The sequence below is a fragment of the Streptomyces crystallinus genome, from assembly GCF_039521265.1.
In the GTDB taxonomy this organism is placed as follows: Bacteria; Actinomycetota; Actinomycetes; order Streptomycetales; family Streptomycetaceae; genus Streptomyces; species Streptomyces crystallinus.
In genome coordinates, this window is the sequence record NZ_BAAACA010000009.1 from 419,750 (window position 1) to 438,766 (window position 19,017).

The 19,017-nt window shown below is 72.8% G+C and carries 22 protein-coding genes; 19 read left to right on the forward strand and 3 right to left on the reverse strand.

Features of this window, described 5'->3' with window-relative positions:
• The first annotated feature begins 10 nt into the window (after positions 1-10).
• Positions 11-631 carry a TetR/AcrR family transcriptional regulator gene (locus tag ABD236_RS09060; RefSeq protein WP_344072157.1) on the forward strand — a complete coding sequence of 207 codons (621 nt, stop codon included), beginning with the start codon at positions 11-13 and terminating at the stop codon, positions 629-631.
• Positions 632-649: 18 nt separating this feature from the next.
• On the opposite strand, the gene ABD236_RS09065 is transcribed toward ABD236_RS09060, so the two are convergent.
• Positions 650-2,872 carry an RICIN domain-containing protein gene (locus tag ABD236_RS09065; RefSeq protein ID WP_344072159.1) on the reverse strand — a complete coding sequence of 741 codons (2,223 nt, stop codon included), beginning with the start codon at positions 2,870-2,872 and terminating at the stop codon, positions 650-652.
• A gap of 259 nt (positions 2,873-3,131) precedes the next feature.
• Here ABD236_RS09065 and ABD236_RS09070 point away from each other — a divergent pair, with 259 nt between their 5' ends.
• Positions 3,132-5,438, forward strand: coding sequence for a family 20 glycosylhydrolase (locus tag ABD236_RS09070; protein ID WP_344072162.1), 2,307 nt, complete (start codon positions 3,132-3,134; stop codon positions 5,436-5,438).
• A 31-nt stretch (positions 5,439-5,469) separates the two neighbouring features.
• Here the strand turns inward: ABD236_RS09070 and ABD236_RS09075 are convergent, their stop codons facing one another.
• Both ABD236_RS09075 and ABD236_RS09080 read right to left on the reverse strand, forming a co-directional pair.
• Complete coding sequence (locus ABD236_RS09075; protein ID WP_344072164.1) at positions 5,470-5,943, reverse strand: SLATT domain-containing protein; 474 nt, start codon at positions 5,941-5,943, stop codon at positions 5,470-5,472.
• A 160-nt stretch (positions 5,944-6,103) separates the two neighbouring features.
• Positions 6,104-6,970 (reverse strand): LLM class flavin-dependent oxidoreductase, encoded by an 867-nt coding sequence (locus tag ABD236_RS09080; protein WP_344072166.1) that lies wholly within the window; start codon positions 6,968-6,970, stop codon positions 6,104-6,106.
• Positions 6,971-7,128: 158 nt separating this feature from the next.
• Here ABD236_RS09080 and ABD236_RS09085 point away from each other — a divergent pair, with 158 nt between their 5' ends.
• From ABD236_RS09085 to ABD236_RS09165, 17 genes are all read left to right on the forward strand, one after another.
• On the forward strand, positions 7,129-7,797 hold the full coding sequence (locus ABD236_RS09085) for a hypothetical protein (RefSeq protein ID WP_344072168.1): 669 nt from the start codon (positions 7,129-7,131) through the stop codon (positions 7,795-7,797).
• Positions 7,798-7,908: 111 nt separating this feature from the next.
• The gene (locus ABD236_RS09090; protein ID WP_344072170.1) at positions 7,909-8,682 is read left to right on the forward strand and encodes a maleylpyruvate isomerase family mycothiol-dependent enzyme; all 774 of its coding nucleotides are present in this window, start codon (positions 7,909-7,911) and stop codon (positions 8,680-8,682) included.
• Between the two features lie 178 nt (positions 8,683-8,860).
• Positions 8,861-10,192, forward strand: a complete 1,332-nt coding sequence (locus ABD236_RS09095) for an NAD(P)/FAD-dependent oxidoreductase (RefSeq protein ID WP_344072173.1) — start codon at positions 8,861-8,863, stop codon at positions 10,190-10,192.
• Between the two features lie 2 nt (positions 10,193-10,194).
• Positions 10,195-12,054: a transketolase gene (locus ABD236_RS09100; protein ID WP_344072175.1), complete on the forward strand. Its 1,860-nt coding sequence runs from the start codon at positions 10,195-10,197 to the stop codon at positions 12,052-12,054.
• Between the two features lie 59 nt (positions 12,055-12,113).
• The gene (locus ABD236_RS09105) at positions 12,114-12,431 is read left to right on the forward strand and encodes a gas vesicle protein GvpO (RefSeq protein ID WP_344072178.1); all 318 of its coding nucleotides are present in this window, start codon (positions 12,114-12,116) and stop codon (positions 12,429-12,431) included.
• A gap of 79 nt (positions 12,432-12,510) precedes the next feature.
• A complete protein-coding gene (locus ABD236_RS09110) occupies positions 12,511-12,936 on the forward strand; it encodes a gas vesicle structural protein GvpA (RefSeq protein ID WP_344072180.1) in 426 nt (141 codons plus the stop codon).
• Positions 12,933-13,649 carry a GvpL/GvpF family gas vesicle protein gene (locus ABD236_RS09115; RefSeq protein ID WP_344072182.1) on the forward strand — a complete coding sequence of 239 codons (717 nt, stop codon included), beginning with the start codon at positions 12,933-12,935 and terminating at the stop codon, positions 13,647-13,649. Before ABD236_RS09110 ends, ABD236_RS09115 begins: the two co-directional genes overlap by 4 nt.
• 22 nt (positions 13,650-13,671) lie before the next feature.
• Positions 13,672-13,908: a gas vesicle protein GvpG gene (locus tag ABD236_RS09120; protein WP_344072185.1), complete on the forward strand. Its 237-nt coding sequence runs from the start codon at positions 13,672-13,674 to the stop codon at positions 13,906-13,908.
• Positions 13,905-14,456, forward strand: a complete 552-nt coding sequence (locus ABD236_RS09125) for a DNA primase (RefSeq protein ID WP_344072187.1) — start codon at positions 13,905-13,907, stop codon at positions 14,454-14,456. The genes ABD236_RS09120 and ABD236_RS09125 overlap by 4 nt, the downstream gene beginning before the upstream one ends.
• On the forward strand, positions 14,449-15,594 hold the full coding sequence (locus ABD236_RS09130; RefSeq protein ID WP_344072189.1) for an SRPBCC family protein: 1,146 nt from the start codon (positions 14,449-14,451) through the stop codon (positions 15,592-15,594). The genes ABD236_RS09125 and ABD236_RS09130 overlap by 8 nt, the downstream gene beginning before the upstream one ends.
• A complete protein-coding gene (locus ABD236_RS09135; RefSeq protein WP_344072191.1) occupies positions 15,594-15,944 on the forward strand; it encodes a gas vesicle protein in 351 nt (116 codons plus the stop codon). The genes ABD236_RS09130 and ABD236_RS09135 overlap by 1 nt, the downstream gene beginning before the upstream one ends.
• Positions 15,937-16,737 (forward strand): GvpL/GvpF family gas vesicle protein, encoded by an 801-nt coding sequence (locus tag ABD236_RS09140; protein WP_344072194.1) that lies wholly within the window; start codon positions 15,937-15,939, stop codon positions 16,735-16,737. The genes ABD236_RS09135 and ABD236_RS09140 overlap by 8 nt, the downstream gene beginning before the upstream one ends.
• Positions 16,715-17,017 carry a gas vesicle protein gene (locus tag ABD236_RS09145; RefSeq protein ID WP_344072196.1) on the forward strand — a complete coding sequence of 101 codons (303 nt, stop codon included), beginning with the start codon at positions 16,715-16,717 and terminating at the stop codon, positions 17,015-17,017. The genes ABD236_RS09140 and ABD236_RS09145 overlap by 23 nt, the downstream gene beginning before the upstream one ends.
• Complete coding sequence (locus ABD236_RS09150) at positions 17,014-17,349, forward strand: gas vesicle protein K (protein WP_344072197.1); 336 nt, start codon at positions 17,014-17,016, stop codon at positions 17,347-17,349. The genes ABD236_RS09145 and ABD236_RS09150 overlap by 4 nt, the downstream gene beginning before the upstream one ends.
• Positions 17,346-18,314 (forward strand): cation diffusion facilitator family transporter, encoded by a 969-nt coding sequence (locus ABD236_RS09155; protein WP_344072199.1) that lies wholly within the window; start codon positions 17,346-17,348, stop codon positions 18,312-18,314. Before ABD236_RS09150 ends, ABD236_RS09155 begins: the two co-directional genes overlap by 4 nt.
• A gap of 99 nt (positions 18,315-18,413) precedes the next feature.
• Positions 18,414-18,584: a hydrophobic protein gene (locus ABD236_RS09160; protein WP_344072200.1), complete on the forward strand. Its 171-nt coding sequence runs from the start codon at positions 18,414-18,416 to the stop codon at positions 18,582-18,584.
• Positions 18,585-18,695: 111 nt separating this feature from the next.
• Positions 18,696-18,872: a CsbD family protein gene (locus ABD236_RS09165; protein WP_425543845.1), complete on the forward strand. Its 177-nt coding sequence runs from the start codon at positions 18,696-18,698 to the stop codon at positions 18,870-18,872.
• The last annotated feature ends 145 nt before the right edge of the window (positions 18,873-19,017 follow it).

The window sequence follows — 19,017 nt, forward strand, 5'->3', positions numbered from 1 at the left end:
GAGTCCCGTTATGAATCCGGGAGACGCAGATCCAGGGACCGTCCGGCCCGGTGGGAGGACCGCGCGCGTACGGGCGTCGGTGCTGGCCGCCGCCGGTGACGCGCTCGCGCGGGGCGGGCTCGCCCAGCTGGACCTCGCCGAGGTGGCCCGCCGCGCCGAGGTCGGCAAGACCACGGTCTACCGGCGCTGGGGCACTCCGGCGGGCCTGGTCGCGGACCTCCTCGCGGACATGGCCGAGCAGTCGCTCCCGCGAACCGAGACGGGCACGCTCCTGGGTGATCTGCGCGCCAACGCCCGGCTCGTCCAGCGCACCCTGGCCGACGCCCGCCAGGGCCCGCTCTTCAAGGCCGTGATCGCCGCCGCGACCTGCGACGAGCAGACGGCCGCCGCCCTGCACCGCTTCTACGAGACACGTGTCACGGAGTGGGCGCCGTGCGTACAACAGGCCGTCGAGCGCGGGGAGTTGGCGCAGGGGACCGACGCGCGCGAGGTGATCCGCGCCGTGTCGGCCCCCCTGTACTACCGGCTGCTGACCACCGGCGCCCCCCTCGACGAGGCAGCCGCCGACCGCGCCGCCGAGGCCGCGGCCGCCGCCGCACGCGCGGGGGTGTTCACGGCCGCGCGGGACTGAGCCGCACCAGCGCCCCCGTCAGGTGATCGTCCACTGCTGAAGTGCCGTCCGGGCGTCGGCCTGCTGTGTCACCAGGCCGCCGTCGGAGGCCGACGACGTCGTCAGCAGCAGTCCGCTGTGCACATTGGTGAGGGTGTACGCGCCCGAGGTGAGCCGGGTGACTCTCCAGTGCTGGTTGGCGCCGCCGGTGCAGGTCCACTGGATCACCGCCGTGCCCGGCGCGGTGCCCCCGCCCTCGTCGTCCGCGCACAGGCCGGAGTGGGCGTTGACGAGCGTGTACGAGCCGTCGGACTGCTGGGTGAGGTTCCAGGTCTGGTTGGCGCCGCCGGTGAGCGACCAGGTGACCAGCCGCACCCCGGTCGCCTTGGACCAGTCGGGGTCGTCGAGCGCCTTGCCGGACACGGCGAGGGTGTGCGGGCCGTTCAGGTTCGCCGGGGCCGGGCCGGCCGCGGTCAGGGTGAGCGTCTGCTCGGCGGCGGTGCGCGAACCGCCGACGCCGCCGCCGGTCGGGTCGGTCCAGGTGCGGACCGGCGTGGTCTCGGCGAGCCGGGTGGCCTGCGACGACATCCCGAGCACCAGTCCGCTGTAGCGGTTCACCAGCCGGTACGCGCCGCTGCGCGCACCGCCGGACGACACCTCGGGCACCAGGAACCACTGCTGCCCGACGGTGGGCCCGCCGGATCCGGGCGCGGTCGCCGAGGGCTTGGCCGCCCAGGCGCGGCCGGACTTCCCGGCGGAGTCGACGCCCAGCAGGCTTCCGGTGGCCGCGTTGGCGATCCGGTACGAGCCGTCGCCGTTGCCCGTGAAGGTCCACGCCTCCAGGGCCGACCCGGTGGCGGAGCCCGCCGAGGTGACCGACGAGCCGCCCGGGGCCTGGACGAGCACCCGGCCGGACCCGCTGCCGATGCGGTAGGTCTTCGCCGGGTCGACGGGCGGCGCGGCGGGCGCGGACGAGCTCACCGTGACGTCGGCGTACTCACCGTCGGAGCGGGCGCAGGCGATGGAGCAGTACGAGCGGAAGGTCTTGCCGACGATCGTGGAGTTCGTCCGGTTCGCGGAGTCCACCATCCAGCGGTACCAGGAGCCGGAGGTGTAGCTGCCCGAGTCCCCGATCAGACGCCACTTCTGCGTCGCCAGGTCGTCGGTCACGTAGAAGCGCTGGGGCGCCGTCCCCGAGACGACCTCGGGCTCGCCGATGTAGCGGCCCAGATGGGCGTCGTAGGCGATGTTCATGATGAACAGGTCCGACTTGGCGGGGAGTTCGCCCGCCGCGACCTGCTGGTCGACGGTGCCGCCGTTGGCCGGGTCGTAGTCGTCGGCCACGGGCGTGTAGCCGCCGGGGTTGGCCGGGGTCGCCGGGACCATGTTGCTCTCCCGGCCGCCCACACCGGGCTGCGACCAGGCGCCGTCGTACCACTTGGACCAGGAGCCGCTCGCCATCTTGGACGAGATCGGCGCCCGCGCCACATGCGCCAGCCCGCCGGTGCTCCCGCCGACGCCGCCCTTGGGCACGATCCGGGAGCCGTAGTACACGTAGAAGTAGCCCGAGGCCGGGTCGACGAAGAGCCGTTGGTCGCCGTCGCCGTAGTCGTAGGTCTGCTTCGGGAAGGTCTTCGCGTCACCGCGGGCCGTGGGGTACGGCGAGGTGATGGCGTGGCCCAGGATGGTCCACACCTTGCCCTGGTTCCGGGAGACGGCGTAGTCGATGGCGTCGTAGTGCAGCCCGTCGCCGAACGGCTGCGGGGTGAACTCGTTGTGCACCAGGCCGTACCAGTCCCCGGTGTCCGGGTCGACCCACACCCCGACCAGGTCGCAGAAGTTCTTCTGGGAGTAGCCCGAGCCGGACCCGGCCGCCGTCGCCTCCACGCCGGTGGGGCTGTTGTTGCAGCGCCAGGTGGTGTCGTTGTTGCGGTCGCTGGGGTTGGCCGGGTTCACCGCGTCGCTCACCGCGGTCGAACGGGTGGCGTCGTCGAAGTCCCTGCCGGTGTAGAAGTCCCAGTACCGGGGGTCCTTGGCGCCGTAGAGCGCGGCGGACTGCTGGAAGTAGAAGGTGCCGTCCTTGTCGACGTAGGAGGAGGCCGGGGTGTCGGTCGGGTACTTGTAGGGGCTCACCGACCCGATCGAGACCGTGTACGTGGGGTCGGGCGCGGCGGCCGAGGCGGTGTCCGGGGCCAGTACGGCGCCGGACAGCAGGGGGATGGCGGCGGCCGCTGTCGCGAGGGCTCTTCGCAGGCGTGACACAGCTCGTCGTCCTTTCTCTCCGAGGGGCGGTGGCCCCGATCCCACTGCCGGGGGCGGCCGGAGTACATGTGTTTTCGTCGCCGCCTCTTGGGTTTTTCTCGCGCGCCGGCGGCCCGTTTCCCCGCCACTCTCTGCTCGATCGTGCTCGTTCCAGCGAGGTTTCGAGCATCTATTGACATGTGTGCGGCGCTGCGCTGCACTGGTGCACCGCGCCACCCGCTCGCACGCCCCCTGCCCCTCCCATGACCAGGGACTCGCCATGCGACTGCTCAGATTCCTGATCGCCGCGGTCTGCGCACTGGCCGCGCTCGCCCTGCCCGCTGTCGCCGCCGCTCCCGCACGGGCCGCCGCCGCGGTCCCGCAGACCGTTCCGGCGCTGCGGCAGTGGACGGCCGGCTCCGGCGCGTACACCTTCACCGCCACCAGCCGGATCACCGTCGACCCCGCCTACGCCACCCAACTCGCCGACGAGGCCGCCACGTTGGCGGACGACCTCGCCGCGCAGACCGGGCGGACCGTCGCCGTCGTCACCGGCACCCCCGCCACCGGCGACATCGGCCTCACCCTCGGCGACACCTCCCTGCCGGCCGAGGGCTACCGGATGACCGTCGGCCCGGCCGTCACCATCAGGGCCGGGACCGGCACCGGCGCCTTCTACGGCACCCGCACGCTCCTCCAGCTGCTGCACCAGTCCGCCTCGGTGCCCGCCGGGACGGCGGTGGACTGGCCCACCAAGCCCGAGCGCGGCCTCATGATCGACCAGGGCCGGAAGTTCTTCACGGTCCCCTGGGTGAAGCAGCACATCAAGGAGCTGGCCTACCTCAAGCTCAACTACTTCCACTTCCATCTGTCGGACACGTTCGGCTTCCGGCTGGAGAGCTCCACCCACCCCGAGATCGTCTCCGCCGACCACTACACCAAGCAGGACATCGCCGATCTGGTGGCGCTCGGGCAGAAGTACCACGTCACCATCGTCCCGGAGATCGACACCCCGGGACATATGAACGCGATCCTGGCCGCCCACCCCGAGCTCAGGCTCAAGAACAGCTCCGGCACGGCCAGCGCCGAGTTCATCGACCTGTCGCTGCCCGGCTCGTACACCCTGATCAAGGACCTGGTCGAGGAGTACCTGCCGCTCTTCCCCGCCCGCTACTGGCACATCGGCGCGGACGAGTACGTCACCGACTACAACGCCTACCCCCAGCTGCTCGGCTACGCCCGCGCCCACTACGGGTCCAACGCCACCGCCAAGGACACCTACTACGGATACGTCAACTGGGCCGACGCGCTGGTGCGGGCGGGCGGCAAGACCACCCGGATGTGGAACGACGGCATCAAGTCCGGCGACGGCACGGTCACCCCGAACGCGGACATCCTCGTCGAGTACTGGTACAACTACGGCCTCACCCCGCAGCAGTTGGCGGCGGCCGGGCACACCGTGGCCAACGAGTCCTGGACACCCACCTACTACGTCCTCGGGGGCGCCAAGCCCGACACCAAGTGGATGTACGAGACGTGGACCCCGGACCTCTTCCAGGGCGGCACCACCCTGAGCGACCCCGCCAAGAACCCCGGCTCGCTGATCCATGTGTGGTGCGACAACCCGGGCGCCGAGACGGAGGACCAGATCGCGGGCGGCATCATGTACCCGCTGCGCGGCCTGGCCCAGCAGACCTGGGGGTCCCCGAAGCCGGTGAGCGGCTACGCGGCCTTCACCCCGATCGTCGCCGCCGTCGGCCACAACCCCGCCTGGCCCGGCCTCGCCCAGCCCGGCAACCTCGCCCGCAACCGCCCCACCACCGCCTCCAGCACCGAGACGGCCGGCTTCCCGCCCGCCTCTGCCACCGACGGAGATCCGGCAACCCGCTGGTCCAGCGCCTACAGCGACCCGCAGTGGCTCCAGGTCGACCTCGGCTCCACCCAGAGCGTCGGCCGCGTGGTGCTCCGCTGGGAGGCGGCGTACGGCAAGGCCTTCCAGATCCAGGTCTCCGACGACGCCACGACCTGGCGCACGCTCTACTCCACCACCAGCGGCAGCGGCGGCGTCCAGGACCTCACCGGGCTCTCCGGCTCCGGCCGCTACATCCGCCTGTACGGCACCCAGCGCGGCACCTCGTACGGCTACTCGCTGTACGAGTTCGAGGTGTACGGCGGCCAGTTGAGCGGCACCCGTACCCTCACCGCGAGCGGCAAGGCGCTCGACGACCCGGCGAGCTCCGGCACGTCCGGCACCCAGCTGATCACCTGGACCCCGCACGGCGGTCCCAACCAGCAGTGGCAGCTCACCCTCAACGGCGACGGCAGCTACACGATGGTGAACGGCGCTTCCAAACTGTGCGCGGACGTGGCCGGGAGCTCCACCACCGCGGGCGCGGCCGTCGTCCAGGCCGGCTGCACCGGCCGCGACAGTCAGCACTGGCAGCTCACCGCGCTCGGCGCGGGCGGCTACTCGGTGGCCAACAAGAACAGCGCGCTCCTGCTGACCACCGCGTCCGCCACCGACGGCGCCCTGGTCACCCAGCAGAAGCCCGACGGCTCGGCGTACCAGCGGTGGCAGGTCGGTTGAGGCGTCACGGCCCGGGCGGGCTCCCGCGGTGTCACTGCGTGAGCCCGCCCCCCGGCAGCGGCCCGGCCTGGAGTGCGCGGCGGCTCGCCGCCCAGTCGCGCAGCTCGCTGGTGGCCACGTCCTCCATCTCCTCCTGGAGCCGCCGCCGGGTCTCCTCGTCCCGCTCGGCCTCGGGGATCAGCCGGTAGCGCCGGATCGCCAGCCGCAGCCTCGACCAGGCCTCGGCGGCCAGCACATGGCGCTCGGTGTGGTTGAACACCTGCCGGAACCCCCCGATGAAGACGCTGAGTCCGGCCAGGGTGGCCGTGGTGGCGGGGGGCGCCTGGATGCCCGCCGCCACCACGGTGGCGGCGCCGGTGGACAGGGCGCCGAGTTCGGTGACCCAGTGCCACCGCCGGGCCCGGTCGCGGGCCCGCGCGTACCAGTCGAGGTCGGAGAGGGCCTGCTCCAGGAGAGGGTCGTCGACCGGGGCGGGCTGCGGCGTGGTTCGTCTGCGTATCGGCACGCCCCCATCGTCCCCCGGCCACGGCGTCGCGCGGGCGGGATCTCCCCGACGGGCCTCCCGGCAGCGGCCGGTGGCCTCCTCCCGGCGGGGCGGGGTCGTCGAAATCCGGCGCGAGGGCGCCGGGTTCGCCCTCGCGCGCTCCAGCGCCGGGTGAGGCCGGTCACGGGACCAGCGGGCGGACCTCCTCGGCGGTGAACCGTACGAACGCCTCGGTGTCCGGCTCGTCGGCGGTCGGCTCCAGGACGACGCTGTCCGCCCCCGCCTCGACGAGCGCGCGCACCGCGTCCGCGACGGCAGCGGCGTCCCCGGCGACGCCGAACCCGTCCCCGCCCTTCTTCGCCGCGAGCTCCGCGCGGACCCGGGCGCCGGCGTCCGGCCCGGTGGCGGCGAGCAGATAGACGACCAAGGGGTGGTGGCCGGTGCGGGCGGCGGCGGTGCGCCCTTCGTCGACGAGCGTATGGGCCCGGCGCACCCCGTCCGGGCCGGTGCCCGCCACCAGGACGCTGCCGTCGGACGCCTCGCCGGACAGCCGCAGGGTGCGCGGGCCGGTCGCGCCGGAGAGCACCGGGGCGGGCCCGTGCGGCGGATAGTCCAGCGCGACCCCGTCGAGGCGCACATACCGCCCGGCGACGGTGACGCTCTCGCCTCCCAACAGCGCCCGCAGCGCCTCCAGATGCTCCCGCAGCAGCGTCAGCGGCGACTCGGCCCGGGCGCCGACCTGCCCCATCCAGTCCTGCACGCCGTGCCCGACGGCCAGGGTGACGCGACCGGGGAAGAGCCGGTGCAGCGTCGCGCTCTCCATCGCGGTCAGCGCCACGTTGCGCAGCGGCACCGGCAGCAGCCCGACGCCCACGTGCAGCCGCTCGGTCCACGCCAGCGCCGCCGACGCGGCGGCGATGCCGCTCTCCAGGAAGCAGTCCTCCCAGAGCCAGAGTTGTTCGAGACCGGCCGCGTCGGCGGCGAGGGCGACGGAGCGGAGACGTTCGGGAGCGTTCTGCGGACGGAAGACGGCGCCGAGTGTGGTCATGGCGCCTTTCCTTCCCCGGGCTCAGCCGGATCGAAACGGCGCTTGGGGGAACTGGTGTGCCCCTCCACCCGATACGGGTGTCCACCAGGGGGATCTGAGTAGGGAACTGAGTACGACCGCTCAGGTGCGCGCCCGGCCGGGAGCCGGAAGCTGGGGGCATGACCACACCGTCCTTCGTCAGCCCGCCGCCCCTTCCGCCCACGCCTCCGTTCCAGCCCGGGCGGCCGCCCGCCCGGCGCGCCTGGCTCGCCGGCGCCGTCGGCGCGCTGGTCCTGGTGCTCCTCGCCGGGGCGGCGGTGTGGTGGCTGGCCCGCGACGAGGACGACTCCCCGCTCGCCGGGCGGCCGCGCGTCACGGACAGCGCGGCCGGGCTCTCGTACGGCGTTCCCGAGGGCTGGAAGCGCAATGACGGCAAGGACCTGATCCAGGCCTTCACCTCGTCGATCACCACCAAGGGGCCGGACGGCCACGGCGGAGCCGCCGTGCTCGCCGGGCGGGGCGCGCCGGTCGACGAGTCCTCCCTGAAGCAGCGGACGGAGACGGCGGCCCGCTCCAACGCGGAGTTCTTCTATCCGGACGGCACATCGAGCCGGGAGGAGTCGCGGGCCACGACGGTGAGCGGACGCCCCGCCCACACCGTGGTGCTGAACGTGCACGACGACAGCGGGAGGGCGGGCCGGATCCGGCTGACCATCGTCGAGCGCGGCGACGACCGGTCGGCCTTCCTCCTCGGCGTCACGGAGTCCCCGGCCGGGGCGTCCGAGCCCGCCGAGCAGATCGACGGGCGTGAGGTGGACGCGGTGCTGGCCAGCGCCGCGGTGGAGTAGGGCAGGGCCGAGGCACCCGCGCCCCGGCGCCCGGGTACCCCCGGCCCGGGGCCGGGGCGGCTGTGACACGCTCTCCGGGGAAAGACCCGGTCTGCCAGGAGGCGCGCACCCATGAACACTGCCGAACCGCTCGACCACCGCACGGCCGTCGCCGCGGAGAGCGCCCGGTTCGCGGGCCTGCTCGAGGGCGCCGACCTCACGCTCCCCGTGCCCACCTGCCCCGGCTGGACCCTGCTCGACCTGGTGCGGCACACCGGCGGCGCCCAGCGCATGTTCACCGCGCTGCTGCGCGGCCTGGTCCAGGAGCGGCCCAGGAGCCGGGACGTGGAGATGCGGCTGCCGGAGCGGCCGGAGGGGTACGCGGACTGGCTGGCGGCGGGCGCGGACGAGGCCGCCGAGGCGTTCGCGAGCACCGACCTCGACGCTCCGATGTGGGTGTGGGGCGCGGACGGCCACGCCCGTTTCTGGGTGCGCCGGATGCTCTTCGAGACCCTGGTGCACCGCTTCGACGCGGAGCGGACGCTGGGCCTGCCGTCCGAAATCGACCCGGCGCTCGCCCGGGACGGCGTCGACGAGTTCCTGGTCAACCTGCCCTTCGCCGCGTTCTTCGCGCCCGGGGTCACCGAGCTGCGGGGCGCCGGCCGGGTCCAGCACATCCGCTTCACCTGCGCGGATGCGGACGGTGACTGGCTCGTACAGCTGCGTCCCGACGGTTTCGGCCCGGTCCGGGGGGAGGACGGGAGGGCCGCCGACGCCACCGTCCGGGCCACCGCCGCCGACCTCCTGCTGCTCGTCTACGGCCGCCTCGACCGCTCGTCGGAGGCGGTGCGGACCGACGGGGACGCGGAGCTGCTGGAGCGCTGGTTCACCCACTCCGCGTTCTGACCACGACCCGGCTTCGCGTCACGGCTCGTACAGCGGCTTCGTACCCGGCCGGACGGAGGATGGGGCTCCGGGGTTGCCTCCGTCATCCGGCCGGGTGACACCACCACCGTGTTTGGCACCGCCCGCCGAGGGCACGCGGGAGATCTGTCCGCCTGCCCCCAGCCCACGGGAGCCGTACGTGACCACCCATACTCCGGACCGTCCCCGCATCGTCGTCGTGGGGGCCGGGTTCGCCGGATACCAGGCCGCCCGCACCCTCTCCCGCCGGATGCGCGGCCGCGCCCGGATCACCCTGCTCAACCCGACGGACTACTTCCTCTACCTCCCCCTGCTCCCCCAGGTCTCCGCCGGGATCCTGGAGCCGCGCCGGGTCACCGTCTCGCTGCGCGGGACGCTGCCCGGCGTACGGCTCGTCCTCGGTGAGGCCGACCGGGTCGACCTGGACGGCTCGAAGGTCCACTACACCGGACCCGAGGGGCGGCAGGGCGAGCTGGAGTACGACCGGCTGGTGCTCGCCGTCGGCAGCGTCAACAAGCTGCTTCCGGTGCCCGGGGTCACCGAGCACGCGCACGGCTTCCGGGGGATGCCCGAGGCGCTGTATCTGCGCGACCACGTCACCCGGCAGATGGAGCTGGCCGCGCAGGGCACCGACAGCCCGGCGGAGCGGTCCGCACGGCGCACCTTCGTGGTGGTCGGCGGCGGCTACACCGGCACCGAGGTGGCCGCGCACGGGAAGATGTTCACGGACGCCCTGGACCGGCGGGCACCGGCGCGCTGGATCCTGGTCGACATCGCGGACCGGCTGCTGCCCGAACTCGACCGCAGGCTGTCCAGCACGGCCGACCGGGTGCTGCGCCGCCGGGGTGTGGACGTACGCACCGGCACCTCGGTGAAGGAGGCGACCGAGGACGGCGTGCACCTGGACGACGGCGAGTTCGTCCCGACCCGCACGCTGATCTGGTGCGTGGGAGTGCGGCCGGATCCGCTGGTCTCCGAGCTCGGCCTGTCCGTGGAGCGCGGGCGGCTGCTGGTGGAGCCGCAGCTGAGCGTGCCGGGCCGGCCCGAGGTGTTCGCCTGCGGCGACGCGGCGGCGGTGCCCGATCTGACCCGGCCGGGCGAGTTCACCCCGATGACCGCGCAGCACGCCGCCCGACAGGGCAAGACGGCCGCGCTCAACGTCGCCGCCTCCCTCGGCCACGGCGTCCAACAGCCCTACAAACACCATGACCTGGGGTTCGCCGTGGACCTCGGCGGGGTGCAGGCCGCGGCCAACCCGCTGGGCGTGCCGCTGTCGGGCCCGCTCGCCGGAGCCGTCACCCGTGGCTACCACCTCGCCGCCATGCCCGGCAACCGGGTGCGGGTGGCGGCCGACTGGCTGCTGGACGCCGCACTCCCCCGCCAGGGTGTCCAGCTGGGCCTGGTGCGGTCCTGGTCGGTGCCGCTGGACACGGCGACGCCGGAGCAGGCCCGCCTTCCCGGCGGCCCCGCGGCCACGACCCGAAAGGACTGACCATGAAGAGCGCCCGCACCGCCGACCGCACCGAACTGACCGAGCTCGGACAGCAGTTGAGGGTCGACGCCGTCCGCGCCGCCGGGGCCGCCGGCTCCGGCCATCCCACCTCCTCGATGTCCGCGGCCGATCTGGCCGCCGTGCTGCTGGCCGGACATCTGCGGTACGACTTCGACAAGCCCGAGCACCCCGCCAACGACCGGCTGATCCTCTCCAAGGGGCACGCCTCCCCGCTGCTGTACGCGATGTACCGCGCGGCCGGGGTGGTCGACGACGAGGAGCTGCTCACCTTCCGCAGGCTCGGCAGCCGTCTGGAGGGCCATCCCACGCCGAAGCTGCCCTGGGTGGACGTGGCGACCGGCTCGCTCGGCCAGGGGCTGCCGGTGGGGGTCGGCATGGCGCTCGCGGGCAAGCACCTCGACCGCCTTCCGTACCGCGTCTGGGTGGTGTGCGGCGACAGCGAGCTGGCGGAGGGCTCGGTCTGGGAGGCCGCCGAGCACGCCGGGGACCAGCATCTGGACAACCTCACCCTCATCGTCGACGTCAACCGGCTCGGCCAGCGCGGCCCCACCCGCCACCAGCGCGACCTCGCCGCCTACGCGCGCAGGTTCCGCGCCTTCGACTGGCACACCATCGAGGTGGACGGCCACGACGTCGAGGCGATCGACGCGGCCTACAAGGAGGCGGCGTCCACCTCGCGGCAGCCCACGGCGATCCTCGCGGGCACGGTGAAGGGCAAGGGCGTGGCCTCCGTCGAGGACCGCGAGGGCCTGCACGGCAAACCGCTGCCGGACACCGAGGCCGCCGTGACCGAGCTCGGCGGCCCCCGCTTCATCCGTGTCGACGTGGCGGCGCCGCCGTCGGGCCGCGCGCCCAAACCGCCGTCCGGCCGCCTCGAACTGCCCCGCTACGAAGTCGGCGACAAGGTCGCGACCCGCACGGCGTACGGGCAGGCGCTCGCCGCCCTCGGCACCGCGCGCGGCGACGTGGTGGTGCTCGACGGCGAGGTGGGCGACTCGACGAAGGCGGAGCTCTTCGCCAAGGAGCACCCCGAGCGCTACTTCGAGTGCTACATCGCGGAACAGCAGATGATCGCGGCCGCCGTGGGACTGGCGACCCGGGGCTGGACCCCGTACGCCGCCACGTTCGCCGCGTTCCTGACCCGCGCCCACGACTTCCTGCGGATGGCCGCGATCAGCCGGGCCTCGCTCACCGTGGCGGGCTCGCACGCCGGGGTCGCCATCGGGCAGGACGGGCCGTCGCAGATGGGGCTCGAGGACCTGGCGATGTTCCGCGCGGTGCACGGCAGTACGGTGCTCTACCCCTGCGACGCCAACCAGACGGCCAGGCTCGTCGCGGCGGCGGCCGACGGGGAGGGCATCCGCTATCTGCGCACCACCCGGGGCGACACCCCGGTGCTCTACGGGCCCGACGAGGAGTTCCCCGTCGGCGGCGCCAAGGTGCTGCGCTCCTCGCCGCACGACAAGGTGACGCTGGTCGCGGCGGGCGTCACGGTCCACGAGGCGCTGGTCGCGGCGGACGCGCTGGAGGAGGGCGGCATCCCGGTGCGGGTGGTCGACCTCTACTCGGTCAAGCCGGTCGACGAGCAGGTGCTCCAGGAGGCGGCCGCTCTGACGGGGTGTCTGGTCACCATCGAGGACCACCGCGTCGAGGGCGGCATCGGCGACGCGGTCGCCGAGTGCTTCTCCGACGGCCGCACGATGCCCCGCCTGGTCCGGCTCGCGGTGGAGAACATGCCCGGCTCCGGCACCCCCGAGGAGCAGCTGGCGGAGGCGGGGATCGACGCGGCGTCCATCACGGCGACCGTCCGGGTGCTCTACGAACGGGTCGTCACCAGCTGATCGAACGGGTTTGCCCCGCCCGCGCGGGGCTACCCGAAAGGCCTCAGACGCGAGGTGACATGGCGAACACATCAGAGAACCAGTCAGCGGACAGGCGCAAGGCCGAGGAGGAGGAGCTGCCCGGCGCTATGGACGTGCTGCGCGGCGCCCGGGCCCAGCTCGCCGAACTCACCGGCATGGAGGCGGAGTCGGTCTCCTCCTTCGAACGCTCGGAGAACGGCTGGCTGCTGCGCATCGAGGTCCTGGAGCTCGCCCGGGTGCCGGACACCATGAGCCTGCTCGCCAGTTACGAGGTGGAGCTGGACCGGCACGGCGAGCTGACCGGCTACCGGCGGCTGCGCCGGTACGAGCGGGGGCGGGCCGACCGCAACCCGTGAGCGCGTACCACGGACACGACCTGCGCCTGACACCACGTCACATCAGGTACGACTTCACAGACAAGGAGGGGCGGACACCATGACGGTTGTCCCGGCACAACAAGGCGGCAGCGGCGGGACCAGTGGTCTCTACGACGTGCTGGAGCTCGTCCTCGACCGGGGGCTCGTGATCGACGCGTTCGTGCGCGTCTCCCTCGTCGGCATCGAGATCCTCAAGATCGACGTACGGGTGGTCGTCGCGAGCGTCGACACCTATCTGCGCTTCGCCGAGGCCTGCAACCGGCTCGACCTGGAGGCGGGCCCGCGCAAGAGCCCCGGACTGCCCGACCTGGTCGGCGAGATCACCGAGTCCGGTGCGCGCGGCAAGTCCAAGGGCGCGCTCTCGGGCGCCGCCCAGACCATCTCCGACGCCTTCCAGCAGGCGCGTGAGGAAGGCGAGTCGGAGCCGGAGAAGCGCCCGCGCACCCGGCGCCCCGCCGCTCGCCGGAAGGAGGAGCAGGAATGACCACGTACGTCTACGGGATCGCGCACCGCACCCACGCGCACCTGCCCGAGCAGATGGGCGGCGTCGGCGATCCGCCGCGCCCGGTGCGGACCGTCGCCGAGGGCGATCTGGTGGCGCTGGTCAGCGACGCCCCTGAGGACCTGCGGCCCAAGCGGCGCGATCTGATGGCGCATCAGAGCGTGCTGGCCGAGGCGGGCGCGGGCGGCGCGGTGCTGCCGATGCGGTTCGGCGGCGTCTCCCCCGACGACGAGGCCGTACGGGCCGCGCTCGCCGAGCACGGCGAGCGGTATCTGGAGCGCCTCGAAGCGCTGGAGGGCAAGGTCGAGTACAACATCAAGGCCGCCCACGACGAGGAGGCCGTGCTGCACCAGGTGCTCTCCGAGAGCCCCGAGCTGCGCGCCATGAGCGAGGCCAACCGCCAGGCGGGCGGCGGCACCTACGAGCAGAAGCTGCACCTGGGCGAGCGGATCGCCGCGGCGGTCCAGCAGCGCGAGGCGCGGGACGCCGTGCTGATCCAGCGGGCCCTGGAGCACGCCGCCGAGGACGAGCGGCCCGGGCCGCAGTCCACGGGCTGGCTCGCCAACCTCTCGTACCTGGTGGCACGCGAGCGCGCCGACGAGTTCGTGGCGTCCGTGGCGGCCCTGCGCAAGGAGGCCCCGCACCTCGTCGTCCAGGTGCACGGCCCGCTGCCCCCGTACAGCTTCACGGACTGAGCGAGCCGACGGGAGGGTCCGCGTGGGCCTGCTCAAGGAACTGCTGCTGCTCCCGGCGGCACCCGTGCGCGGCACCTTCTGGGTGCTGGAGCAGGTGGTGGCGCAGGCGGAACAGCAGTACTACGACCCCTCGGCCATACGCAACGAACTCGCCCTGCTGGAGGAGAAGTTGATGGCGGGCGAGATCGACGAGGCCGAGTTCGACCGCCGCGAGGACGAGCTCCTCGACCGGCTGGAGAACAGGAATCCATCACGATGAACAACCGGCTGGCAATAGGGCTCGCGGTAGGCGCGGGCTATGTGCTCGGTCGCACCAAGAAGGCCAAGCTCGCTTTCGGCATCGGCACCATGGTGCTGGGCAAACGGCTCAAACTCAGCCCCGGGGCGCTCGCGGAGTTCGCGGCCGGGCAGCTGGAGCACAACCCCCAGTTCAAGGAGATCGGCGACCAACTGCGCCAGGACCTGCGCGGGGTGGGCAAGGCGGCCACCGGCGCCCTGGTCAACCGGCAGCTCGAAGGGATCGCGGACAGGCTGCACGACCGCACCCTCGACGTCCAGGACCGGATCGCCGGGGTGGTGCCCGAGGACGCGAAGGAAGGAGCCGAGAAGGCAGGCGACACCGCCAGGAAGACCACCGACCGGGCCAAGCGGTCCGCGCCGGCGAAGAAGGCGCAGTCGGCGAAGAAGTCCGAGCCGGCGCGCCGGGCGGTCGGTGGCGCCAAGAAGACCGCGGCGCGCCGCACCACCGGTACCAAGAGCCGCTCCTCGGAGCGCGCGGAGGCGAAGGGGGGCCGCTCCCGTGACTGAGGGGAAGCAGGCGACGCGGCTGGTCGACAGCGCGGTCACGGACCGCCTCAAGTCCGAGGTCCAGGCCCTCGCGCTCGCCCAGCTGGAGCGGGCGCTGACCGGCATCGGGCGCAAACTGGGCGAGTCCACGGTGAAGCTGAACGACATCGCCGAGGGGCGCAGCCCCGGGTTCTCGGCGCTGGCCCTGAAGGGCGGCCGCAAGCTCACCGAGGGCAAGGGGCCCATGCGCACCGCCCTGGAGCTGGGCGCCGGCCACCTCAAGGACAACGTCACCGAGGCGGTCAAGAACCTCGGCGGCAAGCGCGGCAAGGGCGGCGGCGGCCGCAAGCCCACCGTCATCATGGAGTCGGTGGACGTCGGCGTGCCGGTCCGTGACGCGTACGACCAGTGGACCCAGTACCAGGAGTTCTCGCACTTCACCAAGGGGGTCCGCAGCGCCGAGCGCGCGGACGACACGACCTCCGACTGGAAGCTGAAGGTCTTCTGGTCCAGCCGCAGCTGGAAGGCGCACACCACCGAGCAGATCCCCGACGCGCGCATCTCCTGGACCTCGGAGGGCGCCAAGGGCACCACCAAGGGCGTGGTCACCTTCCATCCGCTGGGTGACTCCCTGACGCGGGTGCTGCTGGTGATCGAGTACTACCCCAAGGGCGTGTTCGAGCGGACCGGCAACATCTGGCGCGCCCAGGGCCGCCGGGCCCGGCTCGACCTTAAGAACTACGCCCGGCACATCGCCCTGCGCGGCGAGGCCCCCGACGGCTGGCGCGGCGAGATCCGCGACGGCGAGGTGGTCCTCAGCCACGAGGACGCGCTGGAGCGCGAGGAGAAGACGCGCGACGAGGAAGTGGAAGGCAGCGAGAAGGCCTCGCAGGACAGCTACGAGGAGGCCTATGACGACGAGCCGGACGAGCACGAGGAGGAGCCCGCTGAGGGCGAGGAGCCGGTCGAGGGCGAATACGAGGAAGAGCCGGAGGAGGACGAGGAGCTTCCCGAGGAAGACGCCGACACCGCTCCCGAGGACGCCGAGGAATCCGACGCCGTCGAATACGACGACGAATGGGAAGAGGACGCGGCCGACGAGCCCGAGCCCGAGGAATCCGGTCGCCGCCCCGCCAAGTCCGGTTCGCGGAGGCGCTGATGACCACCCCGGGACGGCTCTCCGATCCGTATGCGTCGGACGGTGGCAGCGCGAATCTCGCCGATATCCTCGAACGCGTCCTCGACAAGGGAATCGTCATAGCCGGGGACATCCGCATCAATCTCCTCGACATCGAACTGCTCACCATCAAGCTGCGTCTCATCGTGGCCTCGCTGGACAAGGCGAAGGAAATGGGCATCGACTGGTGGGAGGACGACCCCGCGCTCTCCGGCGCCGCCCGCCGCCGGGAACTCGCCCGCGAGAACGAGCAGTTGCAGGCCAGGGTCGCCGAGCTGGAGAGCCGCTACGGCTCCCCGGAGGAACGGGCGGAGGTGACACGTGATGAATGAGTCGCTCTGGTACGTCTACGCGGTCGTGCGGCCCTTCGAGGGCGCGCTGCCCGACGGTGTGCGCGCGCTGGACGGCGAGCCGCCGAGGCTGATCGAGCACGGCGGTCTGTGCGCCGCGGCGAGCCCGGTGCCCGCCGCGGACTTCGACGCCGCCCCGCTGCGCAGGCATCTGGAGGACCTGGACTGGCTCGCCGCGACTGCCCGCGCCCATCAGGCGGTGGTGGCCGCGCTGTCCTCGGTGACCTGCGCGGTTCCCCTGCGGCTCGCCACGGTCTGCCGCGAGACGAGCGGGGTGCGCCGGCTGCTCGACGAGGGGCGCGCCATGTTCGTACCGGCCCTGGAGCGGCTGGACGGGCGGGTCGAATGGGGCGTCAAGGTGTACGCGGAGGCCGCGAGCCCCAAGCCCGCGGCGGCGCCGGGGGCGAAGCCCGCGACCGGGCGGGAGTATCTGCGCCGCAGGCTGGGGCACCGCCAGGAGCGCGAGGACACCTGGCGCCGGGCGGGCGACCTCTCCCGCAGTCTGCACCGGGAGCTGTCCGGGCACGCCGAGGCGCAGCGGCTGCACCGGCCGCAGAGCACGCGGGTCTCCGGGCAGCCCGGCGAGAACGTGCTCAACGCCGCCTATCTGGTGCCGCGCGAGCGCAGCGCGGAGTTCGTCTCGCTCGTCGAGCGGCACCGGTCGCAGGCGGCGGGCGTGCGGGTGGAGGTCACCGGGCCGTGGGCGCCGTACTCCTTCGCGGGCACGGTGGACGCGCGGGGAGGAGGAGCCGGTGAGCCCGACGCCGTCCACTGAGGCCGCGTACGCCGAGCGGCAGGTCGCCCTCGTCGACCTGCTCGACCGGCTGCTCGCGGGAGGCGTGGTGCTCGCCGGTGACCTCACCCTGCGCATCGCGGACGTGGACCTCGTCCGGATCGACCTGAACGCGCTGATCAGCTCGGTGAGCGCACAGGTGCCCTCGCCGTTCGAGAGCGCCTGTGAGAGCGCTGCGCCGCTCGGCTATGGGAGCGACGCGCCCGCGCTGCCCGCCGACGACGACCCGTACGGCCCCTTCGGCTCCGAGGAGGGCGCATGAGCGGGCGGCGGCGCGTGGAGCTGGACCCCGACACGGTGGAGCGCGATCTGGCGCGGCTGGTGCTGACCGTGGTCGAACTGCTGCGCCAGCTCATGGAGCGCCAGGCGCTGCGCCGGGTCGAGACCGGCGAGCTCACGGACGAGCAGGAGGAGCGCATCGGGCTTACCCTGATGCTCCTCGAGGACCGGATGGGCGAACTGAGGTCGAGGTTCGGGCTGCGCCCGGAGGACCTCAACATCGACCTCGGCCCGCTCGGCCCGCTGCTGCCGGTGGAGCCCTCCGGCGCGGACGGTCCCGGTGGCGGCGGTCCCGGTGAGGAGCTCGGACGGTGAGCCGGAACAGCGGCGGCGGGACGGCCAAGGCCGGCGGGAGCAAGGACTCCGGTACCCGGCTCACCGTCTTCGTCGCGCTCGGCGCCAATCTGCTGATCGCCGTGGCCAAGGCGGTCGGCGGGGTCGTCGCCGGGTCGCCGGCGCTGCTCTCCGAGGCGGCCCACTCCGTCGCGGACAGCTTCAACGAGGTCTTCCTGCTGGCCGCGCTGCGCCGCAGCCGCCGCCCGCCGGACCACCGCCACCCCTTCGGCTACGGCAAGGAGCGCTTCTTCTGGTCCCTGCTCGCGGCGGTGGGCATCTTCGTGATGGGCGGCTGCTTCTCCGTCTTCCAGGGCATCGAGGCGCTGCGCTCCGGCGCCCACGAGTCGCACTCCGGGTACATCGCCGGACTCATCGTCCTGGGGGTCGCCCTCGTGGCCGAGGGCGCGTCCCTGCTGCGGGCCCTGCACCAGGTGCGCGGCCAGTCCGGCGGCATCGGGCGCGACCCCGCGCTGCGCACGGTGGTCGCCGAGGACGGGACGGCCGTCCTCGGCGTGGCCCTCGCGATCGCGGGGATGGCCCTGCACATGGCGACCGGGCAGGCCGTCTGGGAGGGCTCGGCCTCGCTGGCCATCGGCGTACTGCTCCTTTACGTGGCCTACCGGCTCGGCAAGGACGCGCGCGACCAGCTCATCGGCGAGGCGGTCGACCCCGAGATGCGCGACCGCATCAGGTCGCTGCTCGCCGCCCAGCCGGAGATCGACAGCGTGGAGGCACTGCTCACCATGCGGCTCGGCACCGACTCCGCGCTGGTCGCGGCCCGGGTCGATCTGGTGCCGGGGATGGAGAGCGAGGAGATCGAGCTGGTCTGCGAGCGGATCAAGGACTCGGTGGCCAACATCTGGCCCGACGCCGACCAGGTGTTCCTCGACGTGACGGACGCCGCCACGGCCGGCCGCCGCACGCGTGGCGACCGTACGGCCTGAACGGATCCCGGCCACGGAATTCCCGGAAAGACCTGTCCTGAATTCACCGGGCATGGCCCGGCCCGACCGGGGGACTCGTTTTTATCGGAGGTGCATAGCATGGTTCCCCTGCTTGTCGTTCTGCTGCTCGCGCTGCTTCTCTTCGGCGCCGGTTTCGCACTCCAGGTCCTGTGGTGGGTCGCCCTTGTCGTTCTGGTGCTGTGGCTCGTGGGTTTCGTCGCGCGTCCGGCCGCCGGCAGCGGGCGGCGAAGCCGTTGGTACCGATGGTGAATGCGCTAACCGGGGCAATTCCCGGCGTGCGGGTGCACGTTTGAGAACCCACTGAGCGGTCACACTCGGATGTGACCGACGGAATTCCCGAAAGATCAAGGTGTGAGTACCGTGACCGCAAAGAACGAGAAGGCCAAGGCGAAGGCCGAGCAGGCCAAGGGAAAGGCCAAGGAGACGGTGGCCCGCGCGGTCGGCAACGAGAGCAAGGCCGCCGAGGGCCGCGCCGAGAAGTCGAAGGGCGACCTCCGGCAGGCCAAGGAGAAGGCCAAGGACGCCTTCCGGGAGTAGCCGGCGCCCCTGGCGCTGCGGGGCCCTGCGGAGCACTCCGCGGGGCCCCGCTCGCATGGATCGTCACGGAGCGCAGCGCTACGGCTCGCGCGGTTCGGCGGACGCGGTCAGGATGGGTGGGCTGGGGCCCGCCCCCTGTTCAGGA

What these genes read in the sequence shown, in the direction of transcription:
- ABD236_RS09060 (WP_344072157.1), top strand. Translation starts at nt 11, where the DNA reads ATGAATCCGGGAGACGCAGATCCAGGGACCGTCCGGCCCGGTGGGAGG.
- ABD236_RS09070 (WP_344072162.1), top strand. Translation starts at nt 3,132, where the DNA reads ATGCGACTGCTCAGATTCCTGATCGCCGCGGTCTGCGCACTGGCCGCG.
- ABD236_RS09080 (WP_344072166.1), bottom strand. Translation starts at nt 6,970, where the DNA reads ATGACCACACTCGGCGCCGTCTTCCGTCCGCAGAACGCTCCCGAACGT.
- ABD236_RS09085 (WP_344072168.1), top strand. Translation starts at nt 7,129, where the DNA reads ATGACCACACCGTCCTTCGTCAGCCCGCCGCCCCTTCCGCCCACGCCT.
- ABD236_RS09090 (WP_344072170.1), top strand. Translation starts at nt 7,909, where the DNA reads ATGAACACTGCCGAACCGCTCGACCACCGCACGGCCGTCGCCGCGGAG.
- ABD236_RS09100 (WP_344072175.1), top strand. Translation starts at nt 10,195, where the DNA reads ATGAAGAGCGCCCGCACCGCCGACCGCACCGAACTGACCGAGCTCGGA.
- ABD236_RS09105 (WP_344072178.1), top strand. Translation starts at nt 12,114, where the DNA reads ATGGCGAACACATCAGAGAACCAGTCAGCGGACAGGCGCAAGGCCGAG.
- ABD236_RS09110 (WP_344072180.1), top strand. Translation starts at nt 12,511, where the DNA reads ATGACGGTTGTCCCGGCACAACAAGGCGGCAGCGGCGGGACCAGTGGT.
- ABD236_RS09115 (WP_344072182.1), top strand. Translation starts at nt 12,933, where the DNA reads ATGACCACGTACGTCTACGGGATCGCGCACCGCACCCACGCGCACCTG.
- ABD236_RS09125 (WP_344072187.1), top strand. Translation starts at nt 13,905, where the DNA reads ATGAACAACCGGCTGGCAATAGGGCTCGCGGTAGGCGCGGGCTATGTG.
- ABD236_RS09135 (WP_344072191.1), top strand. Translation starts at nt 15,594, where the DNA reads ATGACCACCCCGGGACGGCTCTCCGATCCGTATGCGTCGGACGGTGGC.
- ABD236_RS09140 (WP_344072194.1), top strand. Translation starts at nt 15,937, where the DNA reads ATGAATGAGTCGCTCTGGTACGTCTACGCGGTCGTGCGGCCCTTCGAG.
- ABD236_RS09150 (WP_344072197.1), top strand. Translation starts at nt 17,014, where the DNA reads ATGAGCGGGCGGCGGCGCGTGGAGCTGGACCCCGACACGGTGGAGCGC.
- ABD236_RS09160 (WP_344072200.1), top strand. Translation starts at nt 18,414, where the DNA reads ATGGTTCCCCTGCTTGTCGTTCTGCTGCTCGCGCTGCTTCTCTTCGGC.